This window comes from Saccharothrix sp. ALI-22-I (assembly GCF_001984175.1).
Taxonomy (GTDB): domain Bacteria; phylum Actinomycetota; class Actinomycetes; order Mycobacteriales; family Pseudonocardiaceae; genus Actinosynnema.
Genome location: NZ_MTQP01000016.1, coordinates 1 through 16,195 on the forward strand (window position 1 = coordinate 1; position 16,195 = coordinate 16,195).

The window sequence follows — 16,195 nt, forward strand, 5'->3', positions numbered from 1 at the left end:
CAGCACGAGTGCCGTGATCGCCGCTGGGGTTGATGGACGTCCGGTGCGTCGACGCTCGGTGTGGTCCCACTTCCCGGCGATGAACCTGCGGTGCCAGGCGAGCAGGGTGCCGGGAGTGACCGAGAAGACCTCCCGCCACCGTGAGCGATGTACCAGCCCGGACAGGGCGGCGAACCTGTGCCGCTCGAAAAGTCATCGTCGCTGGTAGAGCCACGGCGCTAGCGAGTTGAGAGCATCTCCGGGTGGATCGTGTCCCTGCTGTACCAGGTGATCAGGAAGCTGCTGTCCGCCCATCGGTGCGCTTTGCGGCGAGGCGGCAAAGGACACCGAACTGCTCGTGCTGCGCCACGAGAACGCGGGCCTTCGCCGACAGCTCACGGGCCCGGCCCACTACAAGCCCGCAGACCGGTTCCGGTTCGCCGCCCTGTCCAACTGATGGATCGTCGGCGGTGGCGGGCCGTCTCCCTCGTCGCCTTGGCAACCTGATCAACGTGTGCAGGCCGTCCCGGCGGCGCGCGCGCAATCGGCGCATGAATTCCTCGTCGAAGCGGGGGTCGACGGAGTCGAAGATCGTGCCGCCTGGGGTGTGTCCGGCGCGGTGGGCGGGGACGATCTCGTGGGGTTGCGGCAGCGACGGCATGTCGGTGCTGTCCGGTGCGTGGTAGTCGCGGCGGCCACTGTTGGTCGACCTGACCGACACCGTCGCGCCCTTCGGCGACGGCCCGCTCAAGCTCGCCCCCGTACTCGGTGGACGGCGGGCCCTACGGCCTGCACCCCGAGCACGCCGACGAGCACCCTGACCGCGCGCAGCGCGATCGGCGGGGCGCATCCTGCGCTACGCGTTCCTGCTCACCCTGCTGGTGGTGTTCGCTCTGCCGCTGCTGTGGGCGCTGTTGGCGTCGTCAAGAGCCGCGCCGACATCTTCTCCTGCCCACCGGGTGGCGGGGGGCTCCGGCCGTGGACGCGCCCAGCACACGGCTGTCGTGAGCACGATAGCCGTGTGCCGGGCAGAAGTGCGCCCCGTGGTCGGCGCGCCGGGAGCACCCGGTGTGCAGGGCACCGGGCGCTCCCGGCACTCGCGCGGTGGAGGGTCAGCCGGCCGTGGGACCGACGTCGAGGTGGTCGAGGTTGGGCAGGCCGTCGGCGGTGGTCGGTTCGAGGCGGACGGTGTTGCTGCCGGCGTTCAGGGAAGCGGTGAGGGACTTGGTGGACCACGTGTTCCACGCGCCGGTGGACTCGAAGGAGACGGTGCCGACCGTGGTCCCGTTGACCACGAGGTTCGCCGGCCGGGCGGTGCCGCCGCTCTGGGCGTTGGCGAACCGCACGCCCAACGTGGCCGTGCCCGCCTGTGCCGCGTTGACGGTGAACTGGGCGTAGGCGCCGACGGCGGCGTCGCTGTTGCAGAACCCGGTGCCGGTGAAGCCGGAGTGGTTGGTGTCGATGGTGCCCAGGCACACCGCCGGCGCGGTCTCCGCCTCGTAGCGCTGCCCGGTCGGCGTACTTCCGTCGGTCCTGACGAGCGCCAGCTGGTCGACGGTGAGGTAGCCGTTGCCGCTGGCGGCCCGGATGGTGACGGTGGCGGTACCGGCGGACAGCGGGATGTTCGCGAGCTCGCGGCGGGTGAAGCCGCTGGAGGCCGGGATGTTGAGCGTGCGCGCGTTGCCGGCGGCGTCGGTGACCGTCATCTGCGCGGCGCTGAGCGATCCGGACGTCTTGGCGTACAGGGACATCTTGTAGGTGCCGGCCGGAATCGTGATCCGCTGCCGCGCACCGCCCGCGTAGGACTGGCCGGCGCCGACCTGCAGCAACTCTTCCACGCACCGACCGCCGACTGACTCCCAAGATCACCAACAGCATCCCGGAAGTGCGCCAGAGCCGAACGTTTTACAGTCCCGCCGAGGGTGCACGGCCTGACCCGCGAGGAGATCGGCGAACCCCTCGGCAACGCCCTGAACGACAACCTGCTCCGGGAACCCCGTGCAATCGACCGCGCTCACGCCGAAGGACCTGCGCCTGCTGGGCGAGAGGTGGTGAGCGGGGCGCGCTGCTCCGCTCGGCGGCCCCACCCCAGCCGCCCCGTCCACGTCCCGGAGCGGCGACTGGGCGAATGCCCACCGCAGCGCCGGCCGATAAGCTGGACGAGCACCGCCACCGTTCACCCGACCAGAGGAGTTTTCATTGGCGCGCCTGCGTTTTCTCGCTCACGCCATCGGTGCCGTGGTGCTGACGGCAGCTTTGTCCGCCGCCGTGCTCACCGGTACCGCCAGTGCGTGCAGTTGTCTGCCCGGTGACACCGAACCACAGCGCTACGCTCGGGCCGATCACGTGTTCAGCGGCTACGTGTCCGCGTCCACCGTCCTGGAGCGCGGCAAGCCGAACTACATCTGGGACGACCTGCGCGCGTACACCGTGGAGGTCGACCAGGAGTACAAGGGCGACGTGCCGGCGACCGTGTCCGTGACGACCTACTACGCGGGGTCGATGTGCGGGCTCTCGCTCTACGTCGGCGAGTCGTACCTGGTGTTCGCGTTCAGCGACTCCGCTGACGACGAGGTGTCGTCCAACATGTGCTCCGGCACCCGCTCGGCGAGCAGCGGCCCGCCCGTGACGACCACGGCGGCAGCCGCCCCGGCCGCAGCACCCACCTGCGCCGCCGCCTGACCGCCTCGGACCGGATGCGGGTGGCCGCCACCACCCACATCCCCGCGTCCGGCATGCCCGGCAGATTCGCAGGAACGTCCGGGTTTCGGCGACGAACGCGGGCTCGTCACGCTGACCGACGGTCTCGCCGGCCGGGCCGAAATGCACGTCGAACTACACCGCCCGCGGAACGGCAGTCACGGACACGGACGCTCGCTCATCACCGACGCGCGCTCACTGGCGCCCGACGGCGAGCCCATCTTCGCCGCGGTCTCCCCGGGAAACGCGCGATCTCTACGCGCCTTCCTCGCCTTCGGGTTCACTCCGATCGGCTCAGAGGTGTTGCTACGGCCCACAAGGGATGACGTGGCAGAGCTGACCGAAACGCGTCGCGGTTACGACCTCGTCGCCGACCGCTACGCGGCCGAGATCAGCGACGACTCGACGGCAAGCCCTCGACCGCGCCCTCCTGGACACCTTCACCGAACTCACCGCCGGGCTCCCGTCCTCGCCAACCAGCGACACACCTGTGCACCCGGATCAGCTTTCTCGTGGTCCGATCACTGGAACCCCCGGCCGATGACGGGCACCAGGGCCAGGGGCTGCACGTCGGTGGCGAAGGTCTGCGCGCCGGCCGGTCGTTCGGGCTGCGGTTGTGGTTCGGGCCGGTCGAAGGCGCCTTCCGCGAAGAGGTCCTCGATGAATACGTCGATCTTCTCCTCGGTGACCGACGGCATGGCGAAAACGTGTGCGTACTGGCGCAGTTCGCCGGAGTTCATGCGCATCGGTTGGCAGGACAGGGACCACTTCTCGATGATCGCCTCGTTGGGCCGGCGGAAGCGCACGGTCAGGGCCATCGCGCTGCGGTCGACGTACAGGCCGCCCTCGGGGAGCCTGTCCTCCCGGTCGAGTCGGTCCTCCAGTTCGCGCAGCGAGCTCTCCAGGTAGCGGGTGACGCGCAGCGCGCGCACCGCCGCGGCCGCGTGCTCGCGGATGGACCTGGACGCCAGGTGATTCCACAACACCAGCGGTGACAGGCCGTTGCGCGACCCGGCGAACGTGGTGTCGGGAGAACCGGTGTAGGCCGGTTTGGCCGAGGGCTCGACCCGGAACTTGTTCTTGGTCATGAACACCCCGCACGGCCAGGGCGCACCGGGCCACTTGTGCCCGCTCATCACCAGGGAACTGACCACGTCGACGCCGTGGACCTCCAAGCCGAAGTCGAACTCGGGGATCTTGCCCTTGATCTCCCTGCGCAGCTGGACGGCCAGTTCGCTGCCGTGCTCCTCGGCCGCCGCGACCCGCAGGAACGGCATGAACCCCGCACCCAACGCGCCGTCGACGTGGACCCAGAAGCCCCGGCGGCGATCGGTTTGCCCGGGCTCGAACTCGATCTCGCGCTCCAGCAGGCCGTTCTCCGCGAAGATCGGGACGAGCCTGCCGGCGACCTTCTCGACGTTGTCGTAGGCCCCTTTGAAGGTGGTGCCGAAGTTGAGCAGCAACAGGATCGGGTGTCCGCGTTCGGCGAAGAACCGGACGAGCTGCTCCAGCTTGTCCACGTCGATCTCACCGCTGCCGTCCGCTCCTCCCTTGGACGGCACCTCCATCGGCCACTCGTCGGCGACGGGGCACTGCCCTGGGTACTCCTGCCTGCCGATCGCCGCGAAGGTGTCGATCGCCAGCGTCCGGACCGCCTTGATCACCGAGTAGTGGGTGTCCTCGGAGTAGAACACCACCGGCCGGTAGGCGTTGTTCGGGGTCTCCGCGCCCGTGTCACCGCTGCCGGCCGCCTGCATCGGCGGCGCGGCCTGCACGTACATCATCTGTGACTCCTGCTGCCCACCACCGCCACCGGGTTCGGTGATCAGCTTCTTGCCCGACAGGTAGTCGCGAGCGGCGGCAAGGGCGTAGAGGTTGCCCTCGGTGGAGCCCATCGTCAGCACGTAACCCCAATAGCTGTCGGGGTTGTCGGCGTCGTAGGGCCACGCCGCCCGCCAGAGCGACGCGTAGTGGTCGAGGACCGCACGTTCCACGATCTTGGTGTTGAGCTTGTAGTTGCCCTGCTGGAACGGGTCGCCGATGTTGTTGAGGTGGAACTCCAGGAACCGCGCCAGGTCCTGCTGGTAGTGGTCCATGTCCTGGTTGCCCTGGAACCCCACCATGGTCTCGTGCTTGCCGACCAGGTAGGTCTCCAACCGGTTGAGGGCCCGCTTCCGCTGCTGGGCGCTCAAACCCTCGGCGGGGATCTCGAACTCCCCGATCTCCAACTCCACGTCGCCCGGGTAGACCTCCCTCGGGTCGCGAGCGGGCCCGGCGATGACCGACGCGCGCCCGTCGCCCAGCCCGGCCGAGGTCAACAACGTCGACCAAGCCGTGTCGTTCGGCCCGTAGGGGAAATCGGGATGCTGCCGCTCGATGGAGTGCCCGCTCATGACGTCCCTTCCCGACGCGGCGGACCGCCCGCACCGGTCCGCCGCCCTGTGGGTCGGAGCGTGCCACCGGCCGACAGGCGATCCACACGTCGAACCGGCGGATTCACCGGTCCGTGGCGGACGTTCCCCCCTTTGGCCACAGCAGGCGGTCCAGACGGTGCAACAAGCTCGAAGGAACACACCCGAACGACGCCCCCTGTTCGAGTGCGGACGTCGTGCCCCTCGTCCGCGCGGCCGGTCCACGCCCGTTCGTGTTCCTGGTCGATGCCGAACTCGCACTCGGGGTCGGCTTCCAGCGCGTGGAGCAGCGCGGAGGCCTGGGGACGTTTGGTCCAGTCGTGCCCGCGTCGACGACCACCGAGGCGCTCTGACTGAGGGTTCCCGAACCGCCCCCGACGCGCCGGGCCTGCGTCATGCGGCGAGTGGTCCGGCGTACTCGACCTGGGCGACGATGTCGCGGCCCGGTGGACCGCCCGCGTGATCGACCCGCTGGACCTGGCCGTGGCACACGTGGAGAACACTGCCCGCCTGCCTCGTGCACCCCGAGCACAGGGCCTACCGGCATCGCCTCTCGGAGACTGGCTGGTGCGCCACCAGCGTGAACACCGCCACAACATGGTCACCAAACCCCTTGCACGAAGAGGAAAAGCACTGACCACCCGGCCTTGGGTCAAGGCCCCCCTTGTGCTCACCCGACATCTGGTCCACGCCACGCTGCCGCCCGCCGGGCTCCGCGCCACTACTCCGAACGAATCCGAACGCATCGCCTCCTCGTTCGGATTCGTTCGGGACAGGCGACCAGGGCGGGGAGGACGGGTGATCCTCGTGTCTCCCACGACGAAGAGGAGTTCTGCATGAGATCCCTGGGGACACTGGCGATGGCCGTTCCGGTGAGCGGGACGAACGCGTGCACGTTGGTGGTGAGGTCGACCGGCATGTGCATGACCCCGAAGTCCACTCGACCGCCGACCACGCTGTGATCACGCAGGACTACTGCCGCGCGCTCGACACACCGGTGTGGATCACCGAGCCGAGCGGCGTCAACACCTACCGGCTCCGCAACCGCGCGTCCAACCTGTGCCTGACCGTCGCATGGGGCCGGACGAACAGCGGTCAGCCGCTGGACCAGACGACGTGCGGGACCTTCGGCAAGGCCCCGGGACTGGACGCTCAAGTCGGTGTGACCACCCAGGACAGCGAGATTCTCGGGCCCGTCACGTCCATCCTAGTCGCCTCCACGGGACCGGATCGTTCGCACATGGACCGGCCGAGGGAGCCGCGTTCGGAGTTATTCGGATCCGTGGGCGATGACCGGCGTGGCGAATAGTCTCGAGGGAAATCCCTACAGGAAGGCTGAGTATTGTGAGAAGTAACTCAACCGTTCGCCGCCTAACCGCCGGCGTGCTCGCCGTGGCCGGTTTGCTGGCGACATCCGGCATCGCGAACGCGGCACCCAAAGCGGAATCCGGGAACGTCGGCATCCAGAGCGCCGTGCTGGGCCACATCTGCGACGGGGCGTTCGGGAACATCGAGAAGTTCGTCATCATCTCCGAAGGCGGGATTCCCGCAGGCAGCACGTGGGTGGTCAGCACGAGCCGCAACCCCAGTCCGTACACGTTCAAGGCAGTGCCGGACTCCGCGCTCGTCCAAACAACCCAGGTCAGCCAGTCCTCCGTAAAACTCCAGGCATTGACGACGATCCCGAACGGCACGGTCGTGAAGGTGCAACCGACGAACTTCTACACCAATTCCGTGCTCACGATCTCCGGCTACGGCGGGTCCGACTCCTCCGCCCCGTGGTGCTGATTCGCCGTCGACGTTCTTCGCACGACGTCCAACCCCCGGTCTCGGCTACTGCGTTGGAGCGAACACTGAGGTTTCTCGTGCGCCCAGCAGAACGGAGGTTGACCGTGTAAGAGATCGGTGTTCGCTCGTCAGCTCGTCGCGCTTGCCAGTGTGAGTCCGGTCCGGGTAGCTGCCAGGAGGCCCGGTAGCAGACTGGCGGTCTCGTCTGGAAACGGACGGGGTCGAAGCCCAGTGTCGAAAGCCCTCATGGGGGAGCGACGACGGTTCCATGCGTTGTGGGACAAGGTCTTCCGCAGAGATGTCCTGTGGCGCGCGTGGATCACGGTGTATCGCAACGGCGGTGCATCGGGCATTGACGGGACCACCCTGGCCGATGTCGAGGAATACGGGGTTACCCGGTTGCTTGATGAGTTGGTGGCCGAGTTGCGGGACGGGTTGATGCGAGCGGCGGAGGAACGGGTCTGCGACCGGGCCGTGCTCAAGCTGTTGCGGGCGATTCTGCGCGCGGGAGTGATGGAGGACGGTCTGGTGCGTCGACCGGTGACCGGTGCGGCTCAGGGAGGTGTCGTCAGCCCGCTGCTCCGCAAGTGCGCTCTGTGATCTATTTCTTTCGCTCGATCGGAAGGACTCCAGTGTTGTCAAGAACAACAGGCCGCGGCTCCTGTGCCGTCGCTACCGGCGTGGTCGCGGCATTATTACTCGGGATGCCCGTGGCTGCTGCCGAAGACGCGCCGGCACCGGCCGGCGTCGTCGAGGACAGCTACATCGTGGTGCTCGACGAAGCGGACGGCGGCAAGGCGGCCGCGCTCGCGAGCAAGGCGGGCGCGCGGGTCACGCACACCTATTCCGCCGCGCTCAACGGGTTCGCCGCCACCATGAGCGCCGACAGCGCGCGGGCGCTCGCCGCGGACCCCGCCGTCGACTACGTCGTGCCGGACACCGTCGTCGGGATCGACGCCGAACAGGTGAACCCACCCTGGGGCTTGGACCGGGTGGACCAGCGTAACCGCCCACTGGACGCCAGATACCACTACGACGCGTCCGGCGCGGGGGTACACGCGTACGTCCTCGACACCGGAATCCGTGTCAGCCACCAGGACTTCGGTGGGCGTGCCACGTTCGACCACAACGCGGTCGGTGGCGTCAACACTGACTGCAACGGTCACGGCACGCATGTCGCGGGTACGGTCGGCGGCGCGCGGTACGGCGTGGCGAAGTCCGTGCGCCTGCACGCGGTGAAGGTCCTCGACTGCAACGGCAGCGGCACCATCGCCGGTGTGATCGCCGGCATCGACTGGGTCACCGCCAACCACGTCAAGCCTGCGGTGGCGAACATGAGCCTCGGCGGCGGGGTCAACACCGCGCTCGACGACGCCGTCCGCCGCTCCATCGCGCGAGGTGTGTCCTACGCGGTGGCGTCCGGTAACGACGGTGCCGGCACCGGTTGCGGGAAGTCACCCGCCCGGGTGGCGGAGGCACTCACCGTCAACGCCTCCGACAGCTCCGACCGGCGTGCCACCTTCTCCAACAACGGGCAGTGCACGGACCTGTTCGCCCCGGGTGTCGCCATCCTGTCCGCGGGCCACGCCGGTGACACCGCGTCCGCGACGCTCAGCGGCACCTCCATGGCCTCCCCGCACGTCGCGGGCGCGGTCGCGCTGTACCTGGAGACGGCGCCGTCCGCGACCCCGGCCCAGGCGCACAACGCCATCCTCGCCGCGTCGACCCCGAACGTCATCACCGGCGGCGTCCCGAACCGACTGCTGTACGCCAGAGGCGTCCTTCGGCCGCAGGCACCGGACATCGTCGCGGTCGACAAGCAGGGCGCGTCGCAGACCACCGAGGTCGGCGCGATCAAGGGCACGACGACCTACCAGACGGTCACCGCGCCGACGGCGAGTGCCCTGCACGTCACCGGCACGGACGGCAGGTGGGTGTACGACGTCGCCGACTACAACCGGGACGGCAAGCAGGACCTGTTCGCCTTCAACAAGTCCACCGGCTCGGGCCTGGAAGTGCACGTGCTGAACGGCGCGGACGGCTACCGGACCTTCCTGCTGCACCAGCGGACCGTGCAGCACGACATGGGCACGGACGACGCATGGGCCATCCGCGTCGCCGACTACAACCGGGACGGGCTGCAGGACCTCTACGTCGTCAAGAAACAGGGCGTGTCGAGCACCGAGGTCCACGTGCTCAACGGCGCGGATGGTTTCCAGACGTTCCTGACCCACCGCGCGACCGCGCTGCACGTGACGGGCACCGACAACCGGTGGGTGTTCGATCTCGGCGATTACAACCGAGACGGCGTGCTCGACCTCTACGCCGTCAACAAAGGCGACGCCGCGGGCACGCTCGTGCACGTTCTCAACGGCGCCGACGGGTTCCAGAGCTTCCTGCTGCACAAGGTGACCGCGCTGCACCCGACCGGCACCGGTCACGACTGGGTGCTGCGGATCGGTGACTACGACGGCGACGCGGTCCTCGACCTGTACGCGATCCACCGCACGGCGAGCCCGTCGATGAACGTGCACGTCCTCGACGGCGCGAGCTCCTTCGAGAGCTTCCTGCTGCACCGGTAGTTGTCAAGTCAAGTGAGACAGGTTGTGTCTACGGGGCCGGTTGCGGTTGGTCGACGGGCTGGTTGATCCAGGCCACGTCGGGTAGTTCGGGTGGATGGGGACGGCGTGCGAAACGCTCCGGGTGTCGGGCGTAGGCGCGGTCGAGGGTGGCCTGGCGTTGGTCGCGGATCTGTTCGGCGGTTCCGAAGTGGACGGATGCCGGGGTGTGCATCCCGATGCCGGAATGACGGTGCTCGTGGTTGTAGGCCAGGAAGAATTCCTCGCAGAACGCGCGGGCGTCCTGTAGGGACCCGAACCGGTCGGGGAAGTCGGGCATGTACTTCATCGTCTTGAACTGGGCTTCGGAATACGGGTTGTCGTTCGAGGTGCGCGGGCGGGAATGGGACCGCAGGACACCGAGGTCGACGAGGAGTTCGGAGACCGGCTTGGACACCATCGCGCCGCCGCGGTCGGCGTGGATCGTGTGCGGTTCGGTGCCGTTGCGGGCGATGGCGTCGGCGAGGAAGTCCCTGGCCACGACCGCGTCCTCGGCGGCGGCGACCAGCCATCCGGTGACGTAACGGGAGAAGATGTCCAGGACGACGTAGCACTTGTACCAGGCGCCTTTCACCGGCCCTTTCAGCGCGGTGATGTCCCAGGACCACACCTCGCCCGGGCCGCGGGCGGACAGCTCGGGCCGGACCCTGGCCGGGTGGGTGGCGACCCTGCGGCGTTCGCGGACCTGGCCGGCGGCGCGGGCGATCCGGTACATCGTCGACACCGAGCACCAGTACCGGCCCTCGTCCAGCTCACGCGCCCACACCTGCGGGATCGCCAGATCCCGGTAGGACGGCTGGGTCAGCAGTTCCAGCACTCGGGCGCGTTCGGCGTCGTCGAGGGTGTGCGGCGGTGGGCTGCGGGGCAGCCAAGGACCGTGCACCGGACCTCTCGGCCCGCGGTGCCGATAGTGGGTGGCGCGGGACATCCCGGTCAACGCGCACGACTTCTTCGCCGAGATGTCCGCGTCGCGCAGTTCGGCGAACGCGGTCGTCAGGACGAGCTCGGCGGCCTGTCGTCGTCCGTGTTCCCGGAGAGTTCCTGCAAGAGCGCGTGTGCTTTTCCCATGATGTCGAGCGCCATCCGGGTCTTCGCGAGATCGGAGGTCAGCTTCTCGTTCTGGCGGCGCAGTTTCTCCAGCTCGATCTGTTCGGCGGATTTCCTCGGCGGTTTCGTCGACGTGCCGGGCTCGGAGGGTTCACCGGTCAGGCGTCCCGCGTCGCGTGCCCTGGCCCATTCGATGACGTGCGAGGAGTAGAGGCCCTCGCGCCGCAGGATCGCGCCCTTCTCCCCGTTGGGGGCGTTCTCGTACTCGGTGACGATCGCCAGTTTGTACTCCGGACTGAACAGCCGCCTGGACGGCCGTGGCGCGGAGTCGGCCGCCGGGGTCGCAGGGGCGGGCTGGTCGTCAGACGAGGTGGACACGTACACAAGGATCTCCGATCCCGCCCTTGGTCAGGAACCCGACACTCACACAGGGTGTCTCACAGCAGTCTGACCAAGAGGGCACCGCGTCAGCGGCATGGCCACCACGGGTGGGCAGCACGACTGGGAGTTCGCCGTCGCTTGACCCAGCTCGCCGACACGGATCACAGGACGGAGGAAACATGCGTCACGAGCGATCCTGGCGTCGACTGGCGGGGGCGGTGGTCTGCGCCGCAGCGCTCACCACGGTCACCGTCACCCCGGCGACCGCCCAACCCAGCGGCGCGCTGACCGCGGGTCTGACCTGCGCCACAGCGGGACAGTGGGCGATCACCTGCCACACGTCCGTGGTGGGTGGAAAGGCCCCGTACACCTACCGGTACCACGTCGGCGGCCAGATGCCGTACAACTCGCCCTCGCCGAACATGGGCCAGTCCTGCTACGGCTCGGAGGGCATGGTGTCGGTCGTCGTCTCCGTGTACGACGCCGCGGGCGCCCGGGACGACGGTGTGGACATGGCTTACTGCGGCGGAATCATCCCGTGAGCCGGGGGTGCGCCGCCGCGAGTCCGCGGCGGCGCACCCTCTCTGGCGTCGGCATGGAGCATTGGGGCTCGACCACGGTGGCCAAGCGTGACGTCGACGGCTGAACGGCTGCCCCGCCGACGTCACCGCCCAGTGGCGGGTGATCGATCGGCTGTTGCCTGATCTGGCGTGTCTGGCGTGTCTGGCCGCTCGGGGCGGGCGGTGGGAGAAGCACTGCCGTCAGGTGATCGTGGACGCGATCCCCGACGTGGTCGACAACGGCATCAAGTGGCGCGCACTGCCCGCCGACTTCCCGCCATGGCAGACGGTCTACAAGTGCTTCTCCGCCCGCAGTGGCCCTGCCGTTGCCGCCCAGCCCGCCGACCCCGCCGTTGCCCCCGGCACCGCTGTTCAGTCCAGGCCGCGACCATGTCGGCGTGCGACTTCTTCCACGTCGACTGCGCGGTCACCCTCAAGCGCGTCCACGTGTTCTTCGTGATCGAGGTCGCCACCCGCTACGTGCACATCCTCGGCACCACCAACCCCGACGGGGTCTGGACCACCCGACAGGCCCGCAACCTGATCACGGGCCTCGACGGCCGGGCCGACAGCTTCCGGTTCCTGATCCGCGACCGGGCCGGCCGGTTCACCACCTCGTTCGACACCGTCCTGGGCGACGCCGGCATCCAGGTCGCGAAGATCCCACCCCCTGCCCACGGGCCAACTGCCACGCCGAACGATTCGTCGGGACCATTCGACACGAGGCCACCGACCGACTGCTCGTCACCTGCGGACGGTGCCGGACCGCCACGTGCCCCACTACAACCACCGACGCCCCCACCGAGCCCGAGAACTCACGCCACCACGGCTGGACCATGCGATCCCACAGCCCAGCCGCACGCCGATACGCCGTCGGTCGATCCTCGGTGGCTTGATCAACGAGTACGAACCCGCTGCGGCCTGAATCGCAGCTCAGGCCGGATGGCCGGCTTCTGGAACCCCACAGGGTCAGCTCCGCTGCTCCGCCGGCCAGAATGTCTGAGCCACCGCGGTGAGGGCTTGGCGGAGCAGTGTCGCGCCGGGGGCCGGTGGTTGCGTGCCCAGGTAGTGGCGGAGCGCCGTCCTGCGGGACAGGTAGATGTCCAGCAGCGCCTGTCCTGCCGCGGCCCGGGTGGGGTCCGGGTCGGTGGCCAGGCGCTGGGCGGCGGTGGACAGCGCGGCACGCAAGTGGCGGACCGTCGGGGTCGACGGGTGGGACAGCAGCGGGCTCTCCGCCAACAGCGATGGGGTGTGCCAGTGCTTGTAGGCCCTGCCGAGCTGGTCGGTCAGCCAGGCGAGCTCGCCGAGGTCGCCGACCGGGATGCCGCGGTCGGTCAGGCGGTCCACCCACGGGGCGAGGTCGGCGGGTGCGAGGCGGAGCGTGTGGACCTGGACCTGCCTGCCGCAGCGGAACACGTCCCCCTGCGTCGCGCCCAGGTAGGTGAAGCCCAGGCGCCGGACGAGGCGCTGGTAGGCGGGCCACTGGGTGGCGACGACCACCTGTCCCGAGCTGATGCCGCGCAGCAGCACGTCCCGCAGGAGCGCGGCTTGTGAGCGGTTGTCGCGGGCGATGGACATGCCGACGAACACCCCGCCCGCGTTCGCGACGTCCGGGGCGTGGTCCTCCAGGAGCGGCTCGACCAAGTGGTGGGTGCGCGACGCGAGCGGGAGGGCCGTGATGGCGCCGAGGATTTCGCCGTTCGGGTCGGTCGCGATGCGGAAGCCGTCCGGGATGTCCGCGACCATCGGGCTGAGCACCCGCTCGCTGCTGCGCACGTCCAGTTCACCCCGGCGCGCCCAGCGGTGCAGCAGCCGCATGACCTCGTCGGTGTCGGCGTCAGTGGACGCGCGGACCGCGATCGGCTCGTTGCGGGTCGGGAACAGCGCGTCCCGGATCGTCGGGTCGCCGGTGAGCCACAGGGACTGCTCGGTGCGGCGCGCGCGCTGCACGAGGTCGGTGCTGCCGGCGAGGACCTCGCGGTGGTGGACCAGTGCGCGCGCGACCGAGCGGCGGTGGCCCAGCGGTCGTCTCCAGCGGTGCACGTGGTCCAACAGCGTCCGGTAGGGCTCGTGGACGTCGAGGCCCTCCTCGGCCGCGTACACGAGGCTCAGCTCGGCGAGCGCGGCGAAGTCGGCGGACGGGAACAGCTCGTGGTCGGTCTGCCCGGAGCTGGCGAGCAGGGCGAGCGCGGACAGGACCGATGGTGCGGGCGCTTCCCTGCCGAGCCTGTCCAGCACCTCGGTGACCGCCAGGTCGGCCAGGGCTCCCGGCGCGTCGGTCCTGGTGCCGAGGTGGACCGCGCGGCACAGCCGGTCGACGAGGAGCGGGATGCCGCCCGCCATGGCCACGACCACGGCTCGGTGCTCCGCCCGGGTCACCCCGGTCCGTGCGGCGAGCTCGTCCGCCTCCCGGTCCTCCCACGGCAGTGCCGGCACGACCGCGATGTGCGGCAGCAGCGTGCCGGGTGTGTGCGGCCAACCGGACAGCGGTCTGCGGCTGGCCACCACCACCCGGGTGCGACCACGGCGACCCAGCGCGGAGCACACGGCGGCGAGCGCGGCCGGTGAGTCGGCGTTGTCGACGACGACATACCCGCGCGGGTCGGCCAGCGCGGCGTCCAGGGCTCCGTCGGGGATACCGGCGGCGAGATCGACCCTCGTCGCGTCACCGGGCAGTGCGGCGAGCGCCGTCGACTTGCCGGCACCGACCGGCCCGACCAGGTTCACCACGCCGTGCGTGCCGCCGTCGCCGAGGGCCGCGAGCAGTGCGGCGACCGTGCGCGCCTGCGTCTCCGGCCAGGTCTGCCCGGTCTCGGCCCACCCCGGACTGGACGCCGCCCGATGGGCGCGGCGCCACCGCGTCTGGTCGGCCTCGTCCACGCCGAGTGCGGCGACGATGTCGATGAGCAGCTCGACGTCGATGCGCCTGCGGCCGGGCCGGAAGCACTCGTAGATGGTGACGCGGCCGGGGCGCCGCTCCGCTGCGGGCAGGCCGCGCGCGGCCCTGATGGCGGCGATGTCCTGGACGATGCGGGTGAACGACGGGCTCCCGGCCCACACCCGCAGATCCCGCAGCCGAGCGCACAGCTCGTCCAGCGTCGACACCCCGTCCGGAGTCGGCGGGTCATCCGGTCCTGTCCGTGCCGACCGGTCCAGCGCGTCCCCCACGTGCGGTCTCCCCTCGCGCACCCATCGTCGGAAGCGGCGGTCGGCATGCACTGTATCCACTGGGTGCGCGCGAGCCGGGCAAGCTCGGTCATCGGGTCGGACTTGATTGGCCCAGCCGGGGGAACAAGCTGGTCAGCCCGCCTGAGCCGGAGAGTGGATGTCCACCAGGCTTGCCACCACCTTCCGCGTTCCGGTGAAGGGCCTGCGGCCGTGGGCCACACGCATGTTGTCGATCAACAGCACGCCACCGGCCAGCCACGGAAAGGTGACCGCGGCATCCCGGAACGCGGCGCACACCCGGTCGAGGTCAGCCGGGTCGAGCTCGCCGCCGTCGCCGAAGTAGGCGTTCCTGGGCAGCCGGTCGGCGCCGAAGAGGTTGACGAGCGCGGCGGCGGGCTCCGGCGGCAGATTCGACACGTGGAACAGGTGCGCCTGGTTGAAGAACACGCGCTCACCCAACAAGCCCGCAACCTTGTGCATGCCGAAAATGGCATCCATGCAGGTCAGGCTGCGTGGTGGTACTCGTTGAGGATGCCGCCCAGTCGTTGCCGTTGGCGGATGTCGAGCCGGCTGAGCGCTGCTTGGTCGGTGGTCGGTGGTGGCAGCGCGTGTAGTGGTCGTGCGTTGGCGATGCCGTGGTGGGGCCGGTGGGTGTTGTAGAACTGCTCGTACTCGCGCAGGGCGTGGAGCAGGTGCGGTTGGTTCCAGATCAGCGTTCGGTCGAGGAGTTCGCGACGGCAGGTCCGGATCCAGCGTTCCATGATCGCGTTCATCCGCGGGATTCGGACGCCGCTGAGGACGACCTGGATGCCCCCGTCGGCGAGGACGGCGTCGAACAGGGCGGGGAACTTCCCGTCCCGGTCGCGGATCAGAGACCGTGCGGGGCTGCCCGCGTCTTCGAGGTCCATGACGAGGTTCCTGGCGGCCTGGGTGACCCAGGAGGCGGTCGGGTGCGCGGTGGCGCCCAGGACCCTGATCCGGCGGCCGGCGTGCTCGATCACCGCGAGCACATACAGGCGGGCACCGCTCAACGTGCAGGTCTCGAAGAAGTCGCAGGCCAGCAGCGCGTCGGCCTGCGAGCGGAGAAAGGCCGACCAGGTCATCGTGGTCCGCTCGGCCGTCGGATCGATCCCGGCGTCCTTGAGGATCTGCCACACCGTGGACGCGGCGACCCTGATACCGAGCACGAGAAGCTCGCCGTGGACACGGCGGTAACCCCAGGCAGGATTCTCCCGCGCCAGGCGCAGCACGAGGAGCCGGATCGAGCGGATGGTCCGTGGGCGGCCGGGCCGCTGGGGGCGGGATTGGGCCGCGTGGTGTCGTGCGATGAGGTCCCGGTGCCACCGCAGCACCGTCTCCGGGCGCACCAGCAATCGGAGCCGACGAAGAGCCTCGACCGGAAGTCGGTGCAGCAGCGCCGCGAGGAACGCCCGATCGCCGGGAGAGAACCGCGGACGGGCGTTACCCAGTTGGCGTTCCAGGATCGTGACCTGGTGGCGTAGCGCCAGGATCTCCACGTCCTTGTCCCGATCGCTCATGGGCA

17 protein-coding genes are annotated in these 16,195 nt (G+C 69.4%); 9 read left to right on the forward strand and 8 right to left on the reverse strand.

The window, feature by feature from the left end; genetic code table 11:
• Positions 1–271: 271 nt before the first annotated feature.
• Complete coding sequence (locus tag ALI22I_RS50190) at positions 272–730, reverse strand: hypothetical protein (protein WP_179118028.1); 459 nt, start codon at positions 728–730, stop codon at positions 272–274.
• A 361-nt stretch (positions 731–1,091) separates the two neighbouring features.
• The gene (locus tag ALI22I_RS47140; RefSeq protein WP_202970500.1) at positions 1,092–1,817 is read right to left on the reverse strand and encodes a CBM35 domain-containing protein; all 726 of its coding nucleotides are present in this window, start codon (positions 1,815–1,817) and stop codon (positions 1,092–1,094) included.
• A gap of 361 nt (positions 1,818–2,178) precedes the next feature.
• On the opposite strand from ALI22I_RS47140, the gene ALI22I_RS00525 reads away from it, so the two are divergent.
• A complete protein-coding gene (locus ALI22I_RS00525; RefSeq protein ID WP_077003620.1) occupies positions 2,179–2,661 on the forward strand; it encodes a hypothetical protein in 483 nt (160 codons plus the stop codon).
• A gap of 539 nt (positions 2,662–3,200) precedes the next feature.
• Here the strand turns inward: ALI22I_RS00525 and ALI22I_RS00535 are convergent.
• The gene (locus ALI22I_RS00535; RefSeq protein ID WP_083751300.1) at positions 3,201–5,072 is read right to left on the reverse strand and encodes a hypothetical protein; all 1,872 of its coding nucleotides are present in this window, start codon (positions 5,070–5,072) and stop codon (positions 3,201–3,203) included.
• Positions 5,073–5,287: 215 nt separating this feature from the next.
• On the opposite strand from ALI22I_RS00535, the gene ALI22I_RS50195 reads away from it, so the two are divergent.
• The 6 genes from ALI22I_RS50195 to ALI22I_RS50200 all read left to right on the forward strand — a co-directional run bounded on the left by ALI22I_RS50195 (position 5,288) and on the right by ALI22I_RS50200 (position 9,460).
• The gene (locus ALI22I_RS50195; protein ID WP_179118029.1) at positions 5,288–5,443 is read left to right on the forward strand and encodes a hypothetical protein; all 156 of its coding nucleotides are present in this window, start codon (positions 5,288–5,290) and stop codon (positions 5,441–5,443) included.
• A gap of 483 nt (positions 5,444–5,926) precedes the next feature.
• Positions 5,927–6,052 carry a hypothetical protein gene (locus tag ALI22I_RS54365; protein WP_274522733.1) on the forward strand — a complete coding sequence of 42 codons (126 nt, stop codon included), beginning with the start codon at positions 5,927–5,929 and terminating at the stop codon, positions 6,050–6,052.
• Positions 6,049–6,399 (forward strand): RICIN domain-containing protein, encoded by a 351-nt coding sequence (locus tag ALI22I_RS00540; RefSeq protein WP_179118030.1) that lies wholly within the window; start codon positions 6,049–6,051, stop codon positions 6,397–6,399. Before ALI22I_RS54365 ends, ALI22I_RS00540 begins: the two co-directional genes overlap by 4 nt.
• 83 nt (positions 6,400–6,482) lie before the next feature.
• Positions 6,483–6,878 (forward strand): hypothetical protein, encoded by a 396-nt coding sequence (locus tag ALI22I_RS00545; RefSeq protein WP_179118031.1) that lies wholly within the window; start codon positions 6,483–6,485, stop codon positions 6,876–6,878.
• A gap of 273 nt (positions 6,879–7,151) precedes the next feature.
• Entirely contained in the window at positions 7,152–7,478 is a 327-nt protein-coding gene (locus ALI22I_RS00550) for a hypothetical protein (protein ID WP_202970502.1), read from the forward strand.
• Positions 7,479–7,582: 104 nt separating this feature from the next.
• Complete coding sequence (locus ALI22I_RS50200; RefSeq protein ID WP_077003624.1) at positions 7,583–9,460, forward strand: S8 family serine peptidase; 1,878 nt, start codon at positions 7,583–7,585, stop codon at positions 9,458–9,460.
• Positions 9,461–9,488: 28 nt separating this feature from the next.
• On the opposite strand, the gene ALI22I_RS00560 is transcribed toward ALI22I_RS50200, so the two are convergent.
• Both ALI22I_RS00560 and ALI22I_RS52720 read right to left on the reverse strand, forming a co-directional pair.
• Entirely contained in the window at positions 9,489–10,493 is a 1,005-nt protein-coding gene (locus ALI22I_RS00560; protein ID WP_338013450.1) for an IS3 family transposase, read from the reverse strand.
• Positions 10,490–10,921: a hypothetical protein gene (locus tag ALI22I_RS52720; RefSeq protein WP_238597986.1), complete on the reverse strand. Its 432-nt coding sequence runs from the start codon at positions 10,919–10,921 to the stop codon at positions 10,490–10,492. Before ALI22I_RS52720 ends, ALI22I_RS00560 begins: the two co-directional genes overlap by 4 nt.
• Before the next feature lie 182 nt (positions 10,922–11,103).
• Between ALI22I_RS52720 and ALI22I_RS00570 the strand changes: the two genes are divergently transcribed.
• Both ALI22I_RS00570 and ALI22I_RS55230 read left to right on the forward strand, forming a co-directional pair.
• Positions 11,104–11,466 carry a hypothetical protein gene (locus ALI22I_RS00570; protein ID WP_143531842.1) on the forward strand — a complete coding sequence of 121 codons (363 nt, stop codon included), beginning with the start codon at positions 11,104–11,106 and terminating at the stop codon, positions 11,464–11,466.
• 139 nt (positions 11,467–11,605) lie between these two features.
• Complete coding sequence (locus tag ALI22I_RS55230) at positions 11,606–11,944, forward strand: transposase (protein ID WP_077003628.1); 339 nt, start codon at positions 11,606–11,608, stop codon at positions 11,942–11,944.
• Between the two features lie 509 nt (positions 11,945–12,453).
• Here the strand turns inward: ALI22I_RS55230 and ALI22I_RS48340 are convergent.
• The 3 genes from ALI22I_RS48340 to ALI22I_RS00595 form a co-directional block, all read right to left on the reverse strand.
• Positions 12,454–14,652, reverse strand: a complete 2,199-nt coding sequence (locus ALI22I_RS48340; RefSeq protein WP_077003630.1) for a hypothetical protein — start codon at positions 14,650–14,652, stop codon at positions 12,454–12,456.
• Between the two features lie 132 nt (positions 14,653–14,784).
• Entirely contained in the window at positions 14,785–15,150 is a 366-nt protein-coding gene (locus ALI22I_RS00590; protein WP_083751303.1) for a TauD/TfdA family dioxygenase, read from the reverse strand.
• 5 nt (positions 15,151–15,155) lie between these two features.
• Positions 15,156–16,195, reverse strand: a 1,040-nt coding sequence (locus tag ALI22I_RS00595) for an integrase core domain-containing protein (RefSeq protein WP_338013449.1), incomplete at its 5' end; no start/stop codon positions are given.

What these genes read in the sequence shown, in the direction of transcription:
- ALI22I_RS00570 (WP_143531842.1), top strand. Translation starts at nt 11,104, where the DNA reads ATGCGTCACGAGCGATCCTGGCGTCGACTGGCGGGGGCGGTGGTCTGC.
- ALI22I_RS50200 (WP_077003624.1), top strand. Translation starts at nt 7,583, where the DNA reads ATGCCCGTGGCTGCTGCCGAAGACGCGCCGGCACCGGCCGGCGTCGTC.
- ALI22I_RS00590 (WP_083751303.1), bottom strand. Translation starts at nt 15,150, where the DNA reads ATGGATGCCATTTTCGGCATGCACAAGGTTGCGGGCTTGTTGGGTGAG.
- ALI22I_RS54365 (WP_274522733.1), top strand. Translation starts at nt 5,927, where the DNA reads ATGAGATCCCTGGGGACACTGGCGATGGCCGTTCCGGTGAGCGGGACG.
- ALI22I_RS00535 (WP_083751300.1), bottom strand. Translation starts at nt 5,072, where the DNA reads ATGAGCGGGCACTCCATCGAGCGGCAGCATCCCGATTTCCCCTACGGG.